Annotated in this window: 16 protein-coding genes; 12 read left to right on the top strand and 4 right to left on the bottom strand. The window is 70.8% G+C overall.

The genetic code is table 11. The features are described 5' to 3' along the window. Positions 1-23: 23 nt before the first annotated feature. Entirely contained in the window at positions 24-761 is a 738-nt protein-coding gene (locus ACFYPC_RS23245) for a FadR/GntR family transcriptional regulator (protein ID WP_388679304.1), read from the bottom strand. A 77-nt stretch (positions 762-838) separates the two neighbouring features. Here ACFYPC_RS23245 and ACFYPC_RS23240 point away from each other — a divergent pair, with 77 nt between their 5' ends. The 4 genes from ACFYPC_RS23240 to ACFYPC_RS23225 all read left to right on the top strand — a co-directional run bounded on the left by ACFYPC_RS23240 (position 839) and on the right by ACFYPC_RS23225 (position 5404). Then, positions 839-2209 (top strand): glutamine synthetase family protein, encoded by a 1371-nt coding sequence (locus ACFYPC_RS23240; protein ID WP_388679301.1) that lies wholly within the window; start codon positions 839-841, stop codon positions 2207-2209. Further along, the gene (locus tag ACFYPC_RS23235; protein ID WP_388679298.1) at positions 2206-3597 is read left to right on the top strand and encodes an aldehyde dehydrogenase family protein; all 1392 of its coding nucleotides are present in this window, start codon (positions 2206-2208) and stop codon (positions 3595-3597) included. Before ACFYPC_RS23240 ends, ACFYPC_RS23235 begins: the two co-directional genes overlap by 4 nt. Then, entirely contained in the window at positions 3594-4394 is an 801-nt protein-coding gene (locus tag ACFYPC_RS23230; protein WP_388679295.1) for a 3-oxoacyl-ACP reductase, read from the top strand. The genes ACFYPC_RS23235 and ACFYPC_RS23230 overlap by 4 nt, the downstream gene beginning before the upstream one ends. Before the next feature lie 86 nt (positions 4395-4480). Beyond that, on the top strand, positions 4481-5404 hold the full coding sequence (locus ACFYPC_RS23225; protein WP_388679292.1) for a DUF2510 domain-containing protein: 924 nt from the start codon (positions 4481-4483) through the stop codon (positions 5402-5404). 12 nt (positions 5405-5416) lie between these two features. Here ACFYPC_RS23225 and ACFYPC_RS23220 read toward each other — a convergent pair whose 3' ends face one another. Next, the gene (locus ACFYPC_RS23220; RefSeq protein WP_388679290.1) at positions 5417-6619 is read right to left on the bottom strand and encodes an amino acid deaminase/aldolase; all 1203 of its coding nucleotides are present in this window, start codon (positions 6617-6619) and stop codon (positions 5417-5419) included. Positions 6620-7407: 788 nt separating this feature from the next. On the opposite strand from ACFYPC_RS23220, the gene ACFYPC_RS23215 reads away from it, so the two are divergent. Both ACFYPC_RS23215 and mycP read left to right on the top strand, forming a co-directional pair. Further along, positions 7408-8343, top strand: coding sequence for a hypothetical protein (locus tag ACFYPC_RS23215; RefSeq protein ID WP_388679288.1), 936 nt, complete (start codon positions 7408-7410; stop codon positions 8341-8343). Beyond that, positions 8340-9578, top strand: a complete 1239-nt coding sequence (mycP, locus tag ACFYPC_RS23210) for a type VII secretion-associated serine protease mycosin (RefSeq protein WP_388679286.1) — start codon at positions 8340-8342, stop codon at positions 9576-9578. The genes ACFYPC_RS23215 and mycP overlap by 4 nt, the downstream gene beginning before the upstream one ends. 104 nt (positions 9579-9682) lie before the next feature. On the opposite strand, the gene ACFYPC_RS23205 is transcribed toward mycP, so the two are convergent. Further along, positions 9683-10666 (bottom strand): serine hydrolase, encoded by a 984-nt coding sequence (locus tag ACFYPC_RS23205; RefSeq protein ID WP_388679283.1) that lies wholly within the window; start codon positions 10664-10666, stop codon positions 9683-9685. Between the two features lie 149 nt (positions 10667-10815). Between ACFYPC_RS23205 and ACFYPC_RS23200 the strand changes: the two genes are divergently transcribed. Beyond that, a complete protein-coding gene (locus tag ACFYPC_RS23200; protein ID WP_388679281.1) occupies positions 10816-11550 on the top strand; it encodes an SseB family protein in 735 nt (244 codons plus the stop codon). A gap of 104 nt (positions 11551-11654) precedes the next feature. Here ACFYPC_RS23200 and ACFYPC_RS23195 read toward each other — a convergent pair whose 3' ends face one another. Then, positions 11655-12011, bottom strand: coding sequence for a DUF1844 domain-containing protein (locus tag ACFYPC_RS23195; protein ID WP_388679279.1), 357 nt, complete (start codon positions 12009-12011; stop codon positions 11655-11657). Between the two features lie 370 nt (positions 12012-12381). Here ACFYPC_RS23195 and infC point away from each other — a divergent pair, with 370 nt between their 5' ends. The 5 genes from infC (at position 12382) to ACFYPC_RS23170 (ending at position 16267) form a co-directional block, all read left to right on the top strand. Further along, positions 12382-13101, top strand: a complete 720-nt coding sequence (infC, locus tag ACFYPC_RS23190; protein WP_388679276.1) for a translation initiation factor IF-3 — start codon at positions 12382-12384, stop codon at positions 13099-13101. Between the two features lie 151 nt (positions 13102-13252). After that, on the top strand, positions 13253-13447 hold the full coding sequence (rpmI, locus tag ACFYPC_RS23185) for a 50S ribosomal protein L35 (protein ID WP_003947156.1): 195 nt from the start codon (positions 13253-13255) through the stop codon (positions 13445-13447). 110 nt (positions 13448-13557) lie between these two features. Then, complete coding sequence (gene rplT / locus ACFYPC_RS23180) at positions 13558-13941, top strand: 50S ribosomal protein L20 (RefSeq protein ID WP_019066261.1); 384 nt, start codon at positions 13558-13560, stop codon at positions 13939-13941. A gap of 203 nt (positions 13942-14144) precedes the next feature. Next, the gene (locus tag ACFYPC_RS23175) at positions 14145-15002 is read left to right on the top strand and encodes a TrmH family RNA methyltransferase (RefSeq protein ID WP_388679273.1); all 858 of its coding nucleotides are present in this window, start codon (positions 14145-14147) and stop codon (positions 15000-15002) included. 50 nt (positions 15003-15052) lie between these two features. Then, positions 15053-16267 (top strand): ATP-binding protein, encoded by a 1215-nt coding sequence (locus ACFYPC_RS23170; protein WP_388679270.1) that lies wholly within the window; start codon positions 15053-15055, stop codon positions 16265-16267. Positions 16268-16397 lie beyond the last annotated feature (130 nt).

Here is a 16397-nt window from a genome sequence, read left to right as displayed (position 1 = left end):
AGCCCCCATACCTTTGCGGAGCCTCAGGTCAGGAAACCCCTCAACAGCGCCGCCGTCCCCCCGCAGTGCTCCCGCATCATCTCCCGCGCCCCGTCCGCGTCCCCGTCGAGGACCGCCTCGACCAGCGCGCAGTGCTGCTGCTGGGAGTGCTCCAGGTTGCGTACGAGGAGCGGGATGCAGTCGAGGAGGTCGTTCACGGAGGCGCGTACGGCCGCGTACCGGGCGGCGAGCGAAGGGGAGCCGCACAGTTCGGCGAGGGTGAGGTGCAGCCTGGTGTCCAGACGTCGGTAGTCGGCCAGCGGAGCGTCCCGCGTGCGGGCGAGGGCCTCGCGCAGCCGGCCGGCCTGCTCGTCGTCGAGGCCGTGCGTCGCGCACAGGCCCGCCGCGCCGACCTCGAGGACCTCGCGGAAGCGCAGCACGTCCTCGATGTCGACCTCGGCGACCCGGCGCCGCAGCTCGTGCTCGCCGGGCGCGTCGGCCCTCGGCAGCACAAAGGTGCCGCCGTACCGGCCGCGGCGCGACTCGAGGAGTCCCTGGTCCTGGAGCACCTTCAGTACTTCGCGCAGCGTCACCCGGCTGATCCCGAGCCGCTCCGCCAACTCCCGCTCGGCGGGCAGCCGTTCACCGCCCGGCACCAGGCCGAGCCGGACGATCTGGAGGATCTGCTCCAGCGCCTCCTCGAAACCGTTGCCCGCCCGGACCGGCCGCAGCACCGGCGTCAGCCGGTCGTCCGCCCCGCCGTCGGATTCCGCCCACGTCATCTGGTCGTGCCCCCTTCCCAAGCAATGGTTCTCAGCAATACCTTATGACTCTCGGCTGACCCAAGGAGGCTTTTCCGGTGGCAGACCGCACACCCCCGCTCACCGTCGAGGGCTTGCGCAGCCTGGTCGCGGGCGGCGAGATCGACACGGTCGTCCTGGCCTTCCCGGACATGCAGGGACGGCTCCAGGGCAAGCGGTTCGCCGCGCGCTTCTTCCTCGACGACGTCCTGGAACACGGCACGGAGGGCTGCAACTACCTCCTCGCCGTCGACACCGAGATGAACACGGTCGACGGTTACGAGATGTCCTCCTGGGAGCGGGGATACGGCGACTTCGCCATGCACCCCGACCTGAGCACCCTGCGCCGGGTGCCGTGGAACGAGGGCACGGCCCTCCTCATCGCCGACCTCGCCTGGAACGACGGCTCCCCGGTGGTGGCCGCGCCCCGCCAGATCCTGCGGCGCCAGCTGGACCGCCTCGCCGAACTCGGCCTCACCGCCCAGGTCGGCACGGAACTCGAGTTCATCGTCTTCAAGGACACCTACGAGCAGGCCTGGGACGCGCACTACCGCGACCTCACCCCGGCGAACCAGTACAACATCGACTACTCGGTCCTTGGCACGGGACGGATCGAGCCGCTCCTGCGCCGCATCCGCAACGAGATGCAGGCGGCGGGCCTGATCGTCGAGTCCGCCAAGGGCGAGTGCAACCCCGGCCAGCACGAGATCGCCTTCAAGTACGACGAGGCCCTCGTCACCTGTGACCAGCACGCCGTCTACAAGACCGGCGCCAAGGAGATCGCCTCCCAGGAGGGCGTCTCGCTCACCTTCATGGCGAAGTACAACGAGCGCGAGGGCAACTCCTGCCACATCCACCTCTCGCTGGCGGACAAGGACGGCACCAATGTGATGGCCGGCTCCTCCGACGACCCGGGCGGCATGTCGCAGACCATGCGGTACTTCCTCGCCGGACAGCTCGCCGCGCTCCGCGACTTCTCGCTCCTCTACGCCCCGAACATCAACTCCTACAAGCGCTTCCAGCCGGGCTCCTTCGCCCCCACCGCCGTCGCCTGGGGCTACGACAACCGCACCTGCTCCCTCCGCGTCGTCGGCCACGGCCGCTCGATGCGCTTCGAGAACCGGCTGCCCGGCGGTGACGTCAACCCGCACCTGGCCGTCGCCGGCCTCGTCGCGGCCGGCCTGTACGGCATCGAGCAGAAGCTGGAGCTGCCGGACGTGTGCGCGGGCAACGCGTACGCCGCCGATTACGAGCACGTCCCCACCACCCTTCGCGAGGCCGCCGAGCTCTGGGAGAACAGCCCCATCGCCCGGGCCGCCTTCGGCGACGAGGTGGTCGCGCACTACCGCAACATGGCACGCGTCGAGCTGAACGCCTTCGACGCCGCGGTCACCGACTGGGAGCTGCGCCGCTCCTTCGAACGTCTATGAGGGCCTCCTTGTCGCACGAGCACGAACTCCAGGTACTCAACCCGGCGACCGAGGAGGTCATCGCGACCCTCCCGGGCGCCACCCCCGAGGACGTCGATGCCGCCGTCGCACGGGCGGGGAAGGCGCAAGTCCGGTGGGCCGCCCTGGCTCCGGGCGAGCGCGCCCGGCTGCTGCGCCGCTTCGCCGTCGTCGTCGACGATCACCTCGAGGAACTCGCCCGGCTGGAGGTCCGCGAGGCCGGTCACGTGATCGGCAACGCCCGCTGGGAGGTGGGCAACGTCCGGGATCTGCTCGACTACGCGGCCGGGGGAGTGGAGCGGCTGACGGGCCGGCAGATCCCGGTCTCCGGCGGCCTGGACATCACGATCCTCGAACCGCTCGGCGTCGTCGGCGTCATCGCCCCCTGGAACTTCCCCCTGCCGATCGCCGCGTGGGGCACCGCACCGGCACTCGCGGCCGGGAACGCGGTCATCCTCAAGCCCGCCGAGACGACACCCCTCACCGCTCTGCGCCTGGCCGAGCTCGCCCTGGAGGCGGGCCTTCCCGAGCACCTCTTCCAGGTACTCCCGGGTGCCGGTCCCGTCGCGGGGAACGCACTCGTCGAGCACCCCGACGTCGCGAAGATCGTCTTCACGGGGTCAACCGCCGTGGGCAAACAGGTGTTGGCAAAGGGCTCGGCCCTCCTCAAGCGCGTCACCCTCGAACTCGGCGGCAAGAGCCCGAACATCGTCTTCGCCGACGCCGACGTCGAGGCCGCCGCCGCCGCGGCTCCCATGGCCTTCCTCGACAACTCCGGCCAGGACTGCTGCGCCCGCACCCGCATCCTCGTCCAGCGCTCCGCCTACGACCGCTTCCTCGAACTCCTCGCCCCGGCCCTCGCGTCCGTCGTCGTCGGCGACCCGTCCGACGAGCGGACCCAGATGGGCCCGCTGATCTCCAAGGTGCAGTTGGAACGCGTACGTTCGTACGTCGCCGCCGACGCGCCCGGCATGCACGGCAAGGCCCCCGAGGGCCCGGGCTTCTGGTTCCCGCCCACCGTCCTCACCGACGTCGAGCCCGACGCGCGGGTGGCCGTCGAGGAGGTCTTCGGCCCGGTCGCCGTCGTCCTCCCCTTCGAGGACGAGGCGGATGCGATCCGGCTCGCCAACGCCACCCAGTACGGCCTGTCCGGCTCCATCTGGACGCGCGACGTCGGCCGCGCCCTGCGCGTCTCGGGAGCCGTCCGCGCCGGGAACCTGTCCGTCAACTCCCACTCCAGCGTCCGCTACTGGACCCCCTTCGGCGGCTTCAAGCAGTCGGGGATCGGCCGCGAACTCGGCCCGGACGCCCTCACCGCATTCACCGAAACCAAGAACGTCTTCATCAGCACGGAAGGCCCCGCACAGTGACCGCAGACACCCCCGACACCTCAGACATCATCTGCCGCCGGCTGGTCGGTCGTACCGCCGTCATCACCGGCGCGGGCAGCGGCATCGGTCTCGCCACCGCTCGCCGCCTCGCCTCCGAGGGCGCCCATGTCGTCTGCGGCGACGTCGACGAGACGAGCGGCAAGGCGGCCGCCGAGGAGGCCGGCGGGATCTTCGTGAAGGTCGACGTCACCGACCCCGAGGAGGTCGAAGCGCTCTTCAGGACGGCGTACGACACCTACGGCTCCGTCGACGTCGCCTTCAACAACGCGGGCATCTCACCGCCCGACGACGACTCCATCCTGGAGACGGGACTGGAGGCCTGGAAGCGGGTCCAGGAGGTCAACCTCACCTCCGTCTACCTGTGTTGCAAGGCCGCGATCCCCTACATGCGACGCCAGGGCAGGGGCTCCATCATCAACACGGCGTCCTTCGTGGCCCGGATGGGGGCAGCGACCTCGCAGATCTCGTACACGGCCTCCAAGGGCGGTGTGCTGGCCATGTCCCGTGAACTGGGCGTGCAGTTCGCGCGGGAGGGCATCCGGGTCAACGCCCTGTGCCCCGGGCCGGTCAACACCCCGCTGCTCCAGGAGCTGTTCGCCAAGGACCCCGAGCGGGCCGCGCGTCGGCTCGTGCACATCCCCGTCGGCCGGTTCGCGGAGGCCGACGAGATCGCCGCGGCGGTCGCGTTCCTCGCCAGCGACGACTCCTCCTTCGTCAACGCCAGCGACTTCCTGGTGGACGGCGGAATCTCGGGAGCGTACGTCACGCCGCTCTAGGACAGGTCCTAGGTGTACTGCCCTGTGAGGCAGACGTGTGCCGGACACCGTGTACCGATCTTCGGCGCACGTCCTAGAGTGCCGGGATGAGCATGAAGCCCCCGCCCGGCTGGTACCGCGACCCGTCGTACCCGCTCGTCGAGCGCTGGTGGGACGGGACCGCGTGGACCGACCACCGGCGTCAGCCCGAGGTGCTCCAACAGCCGTTGGGGCGGCCGGAGTTCCCCGACGGGAGCTCCGGCCGCGCCAAGGCCGTCGCCCTCGTCGTCGCGGGAGCCGTGCTGGTCGCCTCGATCGTCACCGGCGCCGTACTCCTCGGCCGGAACGACGACACCGCCGACGCGGCGACCAACACCACGCCGACCAACACCACGTCGACCACGGAGCCGACCACCCCGTTCTCTTCCGAGCCGGCGGCCGACGTGCCCCCTGCCGATGATCCGGCGGTCGTCGTGGACGAACTCAACGGCATCACCTTGCCGTTGCTCGACGGCTGGGCGAGGCCGGAGAACGTCGTCGAGGACGATGTCGTGTTGACCACTCCGGGGACGTACGACTGCCCCGGCGACCCCGGTCTCTGCCGCCACGGGTGGGTCATCTCGCGCACGGTCACCGGGAACGACGAGAAGTCCCCCGAAGCCCTCGCGCGCAAGGACATCGGGGACGCGGCGGACAGCGCCTACGACCGCGACCTCGTCGACCGGCGCCCCTACCACGGCATCGACTCCCACAAAGAGGTGAAGGCGGGGGCGGTCGCGGTCGCCGGGCGTGCCGGGTACTTCGTGCGCTGGCAGGTCAAGACCGCGGTGGGACCCGGGGGTTACGTCCAGTCGCTGGCGTTTCCGTCCAGCGTGGGTTCTCAGGCGCTGGTCATCGTCCGCTTCGCCTTCGACGCGGGCGAGGACGGGCCACCGCTGTCCGACATGGACCGCATCACCAAGGGGATCCGGCCGGTGGGCGACACGGACACCGGTGGGGGCGTGGGCAGCAGCATCGGCCCGGCCCAGTAGACGCCGGGGGCGTCAGAGGAAGGTGTGCCCTTCCCCGCGATACGTCGGGACGGCTGCCGTCACCGAGTCGCCCGCCACCAGTTGGAGCGTGTCGAACCGCTCGCACAGCTCCCCCGCCTTGGCGTGCCGGAACCACACCTTGTCGCCGATGAGCAGGTCGTCCGCGGGGGCGCCGATCAGCGGGGTCTGCACCTCGCCCGGGCCCTCCTGTGGGTCGTACTTCAGCCCCTCCGGGAGGTAGGGCACGGGCAGCCGGTCGGGACCGGCGGCGCCCGAGGCCGGGTAGCCGCCGCCGAGGACGGTCACGATTCCGACGCCCGGCCGGCGGACGACGGGCTGGGCGAAGAGCGCGGCCGGACGCCCGCTGAACGAGGTGTAGTTGTCGAAGAGCCGCGGTACGTACAGTCCCGAGCCCGCCGCGATCTCCGTGACCGCGTCCTCAGCCGCCGTGTGCTGCACGCTGCCGGTGCCGCCGCCGTTGACGAACTCCAGGTCGGGCTGCACGGCCCGTACGGCACTGACGACGTCGGCGCGCCGCTGGATGAGTTCCTTGCGGGCCGTTGCCTGCATAAGGCGGACGGCACGCGACCGGAAGGGCCGCCCGTCGACGGCGTCCCCGACACCGGCGATGTGCCCCTCGTACGCCATGATCCCCACGAGCTTGAAGCCGGGCCGCCGGGTCACCGTACGGGCCATCTCGGCGAGTTGGGCGGGGGAGCGCAGCGGCGAACGCAGGGCGCCGACCCGGACCCGCCCGCCGAGCAGCTGGAGGGAGGTGTCCAACTCCAGGCAGACGCGCACGACTTCGGTGCCGCCCTGGCGTGCCTCGTCGATGAAACGCAGCTGGGCCGGGTCGTCGACCATGACGGTCACGGCGGCGGCGAGCTTGGGGTCGGAGGCCAGCTCGGCGAAGCCCCTGGTGTCGGCGGACGGGTAGGCGAGCAGGATGTCGTCGAAGCCGGAGCGGGCCAGCCAGATCGACTCGGCGAGGGTGAAGGACATGATTCCGGCGAAGCCGTCCCGCGCGAGGACGCGTTCGAGGAGGGCGCGGCAGCGGACGGATTTGCTGGCGACACGGACCGGTTTGCCGCCGGCCCTGCGGACGAGATCGTCGGCGTTCGCGTCGAAGGCCTCCAGGTCCACGATCGCGAGAGGGGCGTCGAGGTGAGCGGTGGCCCGGTCGTAGCGGGCCCGGTCTGCGGCGCGGGCAGTCATGACCGAAGCCTGCCAGACGGGATTACCGCTGGGTAGGGGGACGATCCGGGCAGATGCCCCGGGCCTGCGGACTGGTTCCCTCCGGGCCGACGTCAACCCGTAGAGTGACGCGCACGCAGGGAGGAACGACCTTGCCCGGGCGGGGTATGCCCGGGGTGACGGCCCCCCGGTGCGGGTATGCGTGCCCGTGGCGGGCGACCCGGACGGACGCACTCCCCGCACAGCGACGGCGGCTGGAAGAGCTCCGAGGCGAGCCGATGGCCCGGGTACCAGGGAACGGGGGGTGCATGAGCACGGAAGCGCGTCGCGCCTCGATTCCCCCACGCCCGCCAGTCCCACCTCGCCCGGCGGCCCCTCCCCACCCGGACCGGCCTCCGACTCCAAGCAGCCCGCAAAATCCGGACCAGCCTCCGGGGCCTGACCACCAGTCACCGCCGAACCAACCACCGCCGAACCAGCCACAGCCGGGATCGCAACCCCGCGAAGGCGACGGCGGTCCCCGGTCGTCCGGGGCGGACGCGGGCGCAGGGCGCGGTCCTCGCGTACCGTCGCCGCCGAGGTCGTTCGACTTCTTCGACTGCTCCGCCGACGCGGAGGTGCCGACTCCGGATGCCGCACGTGCCTCGGCGCCGGACCCCGACGAAGCTCCCCGACACGAGGAGGGGATTCGGCGATTCCCGGGTCTGCGCCCGCATCGGCGGCCCGCCCCGGTGTCCCCGCCCCCGCCGGCGGCCTCCGCACGGTTCCCCGACGCGCCCCCGGCGCCCGGTGAGGCGCGGCGGACCACCATGCCCGAGGAGAGCGCCACGGAGACCACCAGGCGGCTCCGGCCCATCCCGGCCGAGCCGCCCGCACAGCCCCCGGTCCCCGCACCCCGGTCGCAGACACCGGCCGTGGAGCGCCCGTTCGTGACCTTCGGGCAGCCGGAGACGTACGACGACACCGTGGGCGTACGTCCACTCGGCGGACGTACCCGGCCCCGGGCGCTGGCCGCCGCGGCCTGCGTCGTGCTGGGCCTCGGCCTCATCGGCGGTGCGGTGACGGGAAGTTGGCTGACCGGGGAGAGCTCGGCCGGCTCCGACGCGCGGACCGAGTTCGCGGCGGCCGGTGAGCTCTGGCACAGCGTGCCGGTGGACCAGCTCTTCCCGCCCACCGTGCAGGGCGAGGGCGCGGGACCCGGCGGCGCGGACCGCACCTGGACGCGGGTCGCCGTCGCCCCGGACACCGACTGCGCGAACGCCTTCGACCCCCTCCTGCGCAAGGCCCTCGCACCGGTGGGCTGCCTGCGGCTGCTGCGCGCCACGTACACGGATGCGACCCGGAGCCTCGTCACCACCGTCGGGCTGCTGTTCACCAAGGCGGACGCGATAGCGATGACCTCCCTGCAGACCCGCTTCCAGAAGGACGGCCTGGACCGGCGCAGCGACCTGATGCCCCGCCCCTACGCGGTCGAGGGCACCGTCGCGGCCGGCTTCGGCGACGAGCAACGTGCCTCCTGGACGGTGTCGGTCCTCACGGACGCCCCCGTCGTCGTCTACGCCGTCTCGGGCTTCGCCGACGGCCGCGTCGTCAGCGACCCGCAGGCCGCCGAGGACGCCATGAAGTCCGGCGAGACCACGGCCCCGGCCCAGGCCGGCCTCGGCCACGACGCACAGGGCCTCGCCGATCGCGTCGAGCGAGACTTCCGCAGGACCGTCACCGCGGCCACGGAGAAGCCGTCATGACCGGGAGGGCCGACCACGACCACGTCGGCACCCGCAGGACCGGTCGCCGTACCGCCGGCGGCCTCGGCACCCGCAGCGCCGGTCTCCTCAGCGTCCTGCTGGCCGCCTCCCTCGCCCTGGTTCCCGCAACCAGCGCCCACGCAGACGGCATCCGCGCCCAGCAGTGGGCCCTCGACGCGATGCACACCCAGGAGGCCTGGCAGACCACCAAGGGCCAGGGGATCACCGTCGCCGTCCTCGACACCGGCGTCGACGACCAGCATCCGGACCTGGAGGGCAACGTCCTCGCAGGCAGGGACATGGTCGGCTTCGGAGCGGCCCCCGGTGACCGGGCGTGGGCCAGGCACGGGACCGCCATGGCGGGGATCATCGCCGGCCACGGACACGGACTCGACGACGCCGACGGAGTGATGGGCATCGCCCCCGAGGCCAAGATCCTCCCCGTCCGCGTCATCCTCGAAGACGGCGACGCCTCCCGTACGAAGGCCCGCAACACCCGCGGCAACGCCCTCGCCGACGGCATCCGCTGGGCCGCCGACCACGGCGCCGACGTCATCAACCTCTCCCTGGGCGACGACTCCGCCTCCGCCCACCCCGAACCCGCCGAGGACGAGGCCGTCCAGTACGCCCTCAAGAAGGGCGCGGTCGTCGTAGCCTCGGCCGGCAACGGCGGCGAGAAGGGCGACCACATCTCCTACCCCGCGGCCTACCCGGGCGTGATCGCCGCGACCGCCGTCGACAGCAACGGCACCCGCGCCTCGTTCTCCACCCGCCGCTGGTACGCCACCGTCAGTGCCCCCGGTGTCGACGTCGTCATCGCCGACCCGGACGAGAAGTACTACGAGGGCTGGGGGACGAGCGCGGCCTCCGCGTTCGTCTCCGGCGCCGTCGCGCTGATCAAGGCGGCCCATCCGGACCTCTCCCCGGCCCAGATCAAGCAGCTCCTGGAGGACACGGCCCGCAACGCCCCCGCAGGCGGCCGTGACGACTCCCGCGGCTACGGCTTCATCGACCCGGCCGCCGCCATCAAGGAGGGCGGCCGGATCGAGCCCGAGGGGCTGCAGGCGGCGTACGGCCAGGAGTACTTCGGGCCGGGCCCGGACGCCCCCGACGAGGACACGGATCCCGCCGGGTGGGTCGGCCCCGTCGCGGGCGGCCTCGGCGCGGTGCTGCTCGCCGCGGCGGTTGTCCTGTGGCGGGGCCGCAGGGGACCGCGCGGGTACGACCATTTCTGACGGGACGTTCTTCGTCCGAACAGACCGGCCAGGGTCCGAGCAGGACCGCCTACGTCCGACCAGGACCCTTCTCGTACGACCATGACCGTCTGCGTATGAACCAACTAGTCGGTGGCCGTGGCCGTAGCTGTGGGATCGGCGGTTGTGTCCTGGAACACCGACACCGCCGCCTTCGCCACCGACTCGACCAGCGAGATCCCCTTCGTCTTCGTCGTGGTGCCGTTCGACAGCACCGCGACCAGGTAGTCGTGGCCGTCCACGGTGACCCGACCGATGCTGTTGATGTCCCACAGCCCGGTCGCGCTGCGCGCCAGCCACCCGTTCTTCAGGGCCCAGTCGGAACCGTCGGCCGCGGCCGACACACCCCAGTGCTGATCGACGGCTATCTCACTCATGAGCCCCTGCATGTACGTCTGCGAGGTCTCGCTGAGTTTCGAGTCCTCACCGAACACCTGCTGCAACAAGGTGAGCTGGTCGGCCGCCGTGGTCTGGGTCAGACCCCACAGCGCGCCGTCCCCACCCGCGGTCTCCGTCAGCCCGAAGCTCTTGTTCGCGGTGTCGAGGCCGTCCGCCTTGCCGATCTCGTTCCACAAGGTGGTCGCGGCCGTGTTGTCGCTGTTCTCGATCATCAGGGTGGCGTTGGCCTTCTCCGTCGCCGTCAACTGCCGTTCCGCGTCCTGCGCCTGGAGCAGCAACGTGGCCAGGATGTCGACCTTCACGATGCTCGCCGTGTCGAAGGCTCCCTCGCCGTACGCGGCACTCTCGCCGGAGTCGACGTCGAGGACGGACACCGACGCCTCGGCGCCGCTGGGGACCGTCACGGCTTTCATCGCCTCGGAAAGCAGCGCGTCCCGGTCCACCACGGGCGCCGTAACCGGTTCCACCGATGCCTCCTCGCTGACGCTCGGCGCAGCCGAGGACGGAGAGGACGTCGAGACGAGGTCCTGGCCGTCGTGAGCCTGAGCCTTCATATATACGGCCCCGGCTGCCGTACCGCCCACGAGGACGACGGAGGCGACCGCGGCATAGACGAAGGGCCTGCGGCCGGACGGGCGGGCGCGACGTCGACTGGCTCTGTGACGGTCCATCCCGCGATGCTGGGCGCCGGGCCTGTGCCCATGGTTAGACGCATGTGAAATCTGTGTCAGGGATGGATGAGAATCCCATGAGACCCGTCAAGTCCACGTTTCAGGGGCCGCACAAGCCCAACTGCATCCCACCGATAGGGTCGGGGACCGTGGCGAACAAGAACATTCCCGACTCCGGCTACTCCGACGACGACGGCTCCGCCGATCCCCGGCTGACGGCGGCGCTCACCGCCTGGGCCGAGGACCGCACCGCCGTGGGGCCGGTCCTGGAGGCCCTCAAGGGTGCCCGGTTGCTGGTGCCCGTAGTGGCGGTCCTCGGTGAGGTCGAGGAGGACGAGAACGGGCTGCGCCACGAGAAGACCAGCGACATGGCCGTGCCGACCCTGAAGGCCGGGAACCGTACCGCCCTGCCCGCCTTCACCTCCACCGAGTCGCTGGCCCGCTGGGATCCGGAGGCCCGCCCCGTCGCCGTACCCCTGCATCAGGCACTGCAGGCCGCCGCGCACGAGAAGGCCGACACCGTCGTGCTCGACCTGGCGGGTCCGGTGCCGTACGAGCTGACGGGCCCCGCGCTGCTCGCGCTCGCCGAGGGGCGTACGAGCACGGATCCCCTCGCCGACCCGGCCGTCACCGAAGCCGTTCGTGCGGCCGTGGCCGCCGAGCCCGCCGTGCTCCGCGCGCATCTCGGCCCGGGACAGGCGGACGGCACGCTGGCCCTCGTACTGGGCCGGTCCGCTTCTCCGGCCGAGACCGCCCGTGCGGTCGCCGAACGGCTGGCTGCCGACGAGACGCTGAGGGCCCGCCTGGTGCGCGGCCTGGACCTGGCACTCCTGCCGGCCGGGGCGACGCCGCCGGGCGAGCCCTTGTACGTACGAGATGTGTGAGCCGCTTGTGGAGCCGATGAACCAGCCGTGGACCGGTGAGCCGGGCGGGGGGCGGGTGAACCGGTCGTGGACCGGGTGAGTCGGTCGGTCGTGGAGCGGGTGAGTCAGCCGTAGACCGGGCCCGTGTACTTCTCGCCCGGGCCCTGGCCCGGCTCGTCCGGGACGACCGACGCCTCGCGGAACGCGAGCTGGAGCGACTTGAGACCGTCGCGCAACGGTGCCGCGTGGAAGGAGCTGATCTCGGTCGCGCTCGCGTCGAGCAGCCCGGCCAGCGCGTGCACCAGCTTGCGCGCCTCGTCCAGGTCCTTGTGCTCGTCGCCCTCCTCCGTCAGGCCGAGCTTCACTGCGGCGGCGCTCATCAGGTTGACGGCGACCGTCACGATCACCTCGACCGCGGGGACCTCGGCGATGTCGCGGGTCATGGTGTCGTAGTCGGGCGTCTGGGGAGGGGTGTCACTCATGACCCCCACGATAGGTCCCCGGCGGGGACAGGCCCCATTTGGCCTCGGTTAGCCGTTCTCAGTCCGAGCTGCTAACCTTGAGTTACGACCGGTCGGACGCGCCAAGAAGTATGTCAGCGTGCCCGGCCCACAAGTGGAGGCTCCGAACTCCCACCTGACTGTCCTCCGGGACGGCGGGTCACCCGGTCAGGCGGTCACCATCGTTCCGTACGGACGATGGAGTCGCCCGATGTGCGCCCCGCGGATCACCGCGGCGGTGCTCCGGTAGTCCTTGGAGCCCCGCCTGTGTTCCGTCCGGGGCATTTTTCATGTCCCGCGGTGGTTGGTCCAACTGTCATCAGAGACATACGCGGCTGTCCGCCAGACCGCCGTGTGGTGCTACCGAGGAGGATCCATCAGCACCGAGCCCCGCATCAACGACCGGATTCGTGTTCCCGAGGTGCGACTTGTCGGTCCCAGCGGCGAGCAGGTCGGGATTGTTCCGCTTGCCAAGGCCCTGGAGCTTGCGCAGGAGTACGACCTCGACCTGGTCGAGGTGGCGGCGAGCGCTCGTCCGCCCGTCTGCAAGCTCATGGACTACGGGAAGTTCAAGTACGAGTCGGCCATGAAGGCCCGTGAGGCGCGCAAGAACCAGGCGCACACGGTCATCAAGGAAATGAAGCTCCGGCCGAAGATCGACCCGCACGACTACGACACCAAAAAGGGTCACGTCGTCCGGTTCCTCAAGCAGGGCGACAAGGTCAAGATCACGATCATGTTCCGTGGTCGCGAGCAGTCCCGGCCGGAGCTCGGCTACCGACTGCTGCAGCGTCTCGCAACGGACGTCGAGGACCTCGGGTTCATCGAGTCGAACCCGAAGCAGGACGGCCGGAACATGATCATGGTTCTCGGTCCGCACAAGAAGAAGACCGAGGCTATGGCCGAGGCCCGTGAGGCCCAGGCGGCTCGCAAGGCCGAAGCGAAGGCCAACCCGGGCAAGTCGCAGAACCACGCGGGCGACGACATCCCCGACGTGGACGACGTGGACGATGTCGACACCGAAGACACCGAAGACACCGAGGCTCCGGCCCAGGCTTCCGCCGAGGTCTAGACCCCAGGGCGAACGCTCCGGGAGCCCGGGACGAGAGTCCGGGGAGTCCCGGGACACCCGTCCAGGGATGCCAGCAATAGATATGACGTTCCACCGTGCCCGGTTTCACGACCGGGCACCGGAACGCCACTGACGAGGAGAGAACGGCGCTATGCCGAAGAACAAGTCGCACAGCGGTGCCAGCAAGCGCTTCAAGATCACCGGCTCCGGCAAGGTGCTCCGTGAGCGTGCCGGCAAGCGCCACCTGCTCGAGCACAAGTCGTCCCGCCTGACGCGCCGCCTCACCGGCAACGCCGAGATGGCCCCGGGCGACGCCAAGAAGATCAAGAAGCTTCTCGGCAAGTGACGTACCGGGCGCTGATCGTTCGATCGCAGCGCGCCCTACGTCAGGACCGGGACCCCATCGATTTCGGGCCGTGTGAGTCCCACCACGGCCCCGCTACAAGGAGTTAACAAGTGGCACGCGTCAAGCGGGCAGTCAACGCCCACAAGAAGCGCCGGGCGATCCTCGAAGCCGCCAGCGGCTACCGCGGTCAGCGTTCGCGCCTGTACCGCAAGGCCAAGGAGCAGGTCACCCACTCCCTGGTCTACAACTACAACGACCGCAAGAAGCGCAAGGGCGACTTCCGCCGGCTGTGGATCCAGCGCATCAACGCCGCTGCCCGCGCCAACGGCATCACCTACAACCGCTTCATCCAGGGTCTGAACGCGGCCAACATCGAGGTCGACCGCAAGATCCTCGCGGAGCTGGCCGTCAACGACGCGGGCGCGTTCGCCGCGCTCGTCGAGGTCGCGCAGAAGGCGCTGCCGTCGGACGTCAACGCGCCGAAGGCCGCGTGACGCTGACGCTGGCCTGAGCGGATACAGCCGGCCTGAGCTGGGTGCTCAGGGCGTGTGCTGAGCCGGTCAACCGGACCCGTAGGCCTTCCGGCCTACGGGTCCGCTTGCGTCTGCGGTCGTCCGTTGTTCGTCGTCCGTCGGTGGTGGTGGGTTGCTCGCGCAGTTCCCCGCGCCCCCGGGCTTCCTCCCTGAAGGTGAGTTGCTTGGTTGCCGCTCCTGAACTGATTTCCCCCAAGTCGCCCCGCGTCCTGGCCGCGCGGCGGCTGGCCAGGCGGAACTTCCGGGGGAAGGAGCGGCTGTTCCTCGCCGAGGGGCCGCAGGCCGTGCGGGAGGCGGCGGCGCACCGCCGCGACGGGACCGCGACCCTCGTCGAGCTGTTCGCGACGGTCGAGGCCGAGGAGCGGTACGCCGACATCGTCGCCGACGCCCAGAAAGCCGGAGCGCGGGTGCACCTCGCCGCCGAGGAGGTCATCGCCGACATCTCGACGACCGTCACCCCCCAGGGACTTGTCGGGATCTGCCGCTTCCTGGACACGCCCTTCGAGGAGATCCTCAAGGAGCGGCCCAGGCTCGTCGCCGTACTCGCGCACGTGCGCGACCCCGGTAACGCCGGCACCGTGCTGCGGTGCGCGGACGCCGCCGGTGCCGAGGCAGTCGTACTCACCGACGCGTCCGTGGATCTCTACAACCCCAAGGCCGTACGGGCCTCGGTGGGGTCCCTGTTCCATCTGCCCGTCGCCGTGGGTGTGCCCGTCGAGCGGGCTGTACAGGGGCTCAAGGACGCGGGTGTACGGATCCTCGCGGCCGACGGCGTCGGGGCGGACGACCTCGACGACGAGCTGGACAAGGGCACCATGGGCGGTCCGACCGCCTGGGTGTTCGGGAACGAGGCGTGGGGGCTTCCCGAGGAGACGCGCGCGCTGGCCGACGCCGTCGTGCGCGTACCCATCCACGGAAAGGCCGAGAGCCTGAACCTCGCCACCGCCGCAGCCGTATGTCTCTACGCGTCCGCCCGTGCACAGCGCGGCTCCGGAGGGTGCCGCTCCGTCACCGAGAGCTAGTAGGGTGACCTGCTCGGGGCCCACTGCCGGACGAGAGGTGGGAGACGGGGATGAGTGTCGGCACGAGCGGTGCGCACAAGGCACCGCGAGCACGGGACGTACGCGCTACACCAGCGTCCCGGCGCGGTGACGCCGCCGAACTCGGAGCCGAGCAGGAAGCCGCTCAGGGAGCCGGGCTTCTCGTCGGCCTCGGAGCCGGCCTCGGCATCGACCCCGACGACCTCCCCGACGGACTCGTCGTCGCCGACGAGCGCGGCCGGGTGATCTGCTTCAACGCCGCCGCCGCCCGTATCGCGGCCGTGTCCGCCGCCGACGCGCTCGGACACCCGCTCGAATGGGCCCTGCCCCTGGAGGACCTCGAAGGGCGCAGATGGTGGCAGGTGACCGACCCGTACGGCGGTCTCGCCATCCGGGTCGGACAGCCCGAGCGGAATCTGCTCCTCCCCGGCGGGCGCGAGGTGCTCGTCTCCGCGCGGTACGTGCGCACGCGCCCCACCGGCCCGGTCCAGCGCGTCGTCGTCTCCCTGCGCGACACCGAGGCCCGCCGCCGCACCGAGCGCAGCCACGCCGAACTCATCGCCACCGTCGCCCATGAACTGCGCTCGCCGCTCACCTCCGTCAAGGGCTTCACGGCCACGCTGCTGGCCAAGTGGGAACGGTTCACGGACGACCAGAAGAAGCTCATGCTGGAGACCGTCGACGCCGACGCCAACCGCGTCACCCGGCTCATCGCCGAGCTGCTCGACATCTCACGCATCGACTCAGGCCGGCTCGAATTGCGCCGCCAGCCTGTCGACATGGGCGCCGCCGTCGGCCGGCACATCCAGGCCTATGTCGCCTCCGGCCAGTCGGCCGACCGTTTCCTGGTGCGCATCGAGCATCCGCTGCCCGCCCTCTGGGCCGACCCCGACAAGGTCGACCAGGTGCTCAGCAACCTCATCGAAAATGCGGTGCGCCACGGCGAGGGAACCGTCACTATCGACGTCACGCCCTCGGCTTCCCCGCGTGAAGGGGAGGACGGCAGGAACGAGGCCACATCGGTCACCGTGAGCGACGAGGGCACCGGCATCCCGGAGGAGTCCATGAACCGCGTCTTCACCCGCTTCTGGCGGGGCAGCAAGCGCGGCGGGACGGGCCTCGGGCTGTACATCGTCAAGGGCATCGTCGAAGCCCACGGCGGCACCATCACGGTCGGCCGTGCCCCCGGCGGCGGCGCCGAGTTCCGATTTACGCTGCCCGTGGGCACCCCGGCGTATCTGCTGTAACGCCGAGCGAGGACCCACGGGCGCATTCGCACACGTCACCCCCGTTAGACTCGGCCTCTGGCACCTTTGCGTCTCCATTTCAGAGACGAAGCGTCTCCGGGCCGTAGAACGCCGTAGAACGGGGACCCCA

It is taken from the genome of Streptomyces sp. NPDC005808, from assembly GCF_042871385.1.
Lineage (GTDB): Bacteria > Actinomycetota > Actinomycetes > Streptomycetales > Streptomycetaceae > Streptomyces.
This window is presented reverse-complemented; position numbering and strand designations above follow the sequence as displayed.

Excerpts from the sequence above, each read along its gene's own strand:
- ACFYPC_RS23245 (WP_388679304.1), bottom strand. The coding sequence starts at position 761 with ATGACGTGGGCGGAATCCGACGGCGGGGCGGACGACCGGCTGACGCCG.
- ACFYPC_RS23235 (WP_388679298.1), top strand. The coding sequence starts at position 2,206 with ATGAGGGCCTCCTTGTCGCACGAGCACGAACTCCAGGTACTCAACCCG.
- ACFYPC_RS23225 (WP_388679292.1), top strand. The coding sequence starts at position 4,481 with ATGAGCATGAAGCCCCCGCCCGGCTGGTACCGCGACCCGTCGTACCCG.
- ACFYPC_RS23220 (WP_388679290.1), bottom strand. The coding sequence starts at position 6,619 with ATGACTGCCCGCGCCGCAGACCGGGCCCGCTACGACCGGGCCACCGCT.
- ACFYPC_RS23215 (WP_388679288.1), top strand. The coding sequence starts at position 7,408 with ATGCCCGAGGAGAGCGCCACGGAGACCACCAGGCGGCTCCGGCCCATC.
- mycP (WP_388679286.1), top strand. The coding sequence starts at position 8,340 with ATGACCGGGAGGGCCGACCACGACCACGTCGGCACCCGCAGGACCGGT.
- ACFYPC_RS23205 (WP_388679283.1), bottom strand. The coding sequence starts at position 10,666 with ATGGACCGTCACAGAGCCAGTCGACGTCGCGCCCGCCCGTCCGGCCGC.
- ACFYPC_RS23195 (WP_388679279.1), bottom strand. The coding sequence starts at position 12,011 with ATGAGTGACACCCCTCCCCAGACGCCCGACTACGACACCATGACCCGC.
- rpmI (WP_003947156.1), top strand. The coding sequence starts at position 13,253 with ATGCCGAAGAACAAGTCGCACAGCGGTGCCAGCAAGCGCTTCAAGATC.
- ACFYPC_RS23170 (WP_388679270.1), top strand. The coding sequence starts at position 15,053 with ATGAGTGTCGGCACGAGCGGTGCGCACAAGGCACCGCGAGCACGGGAC.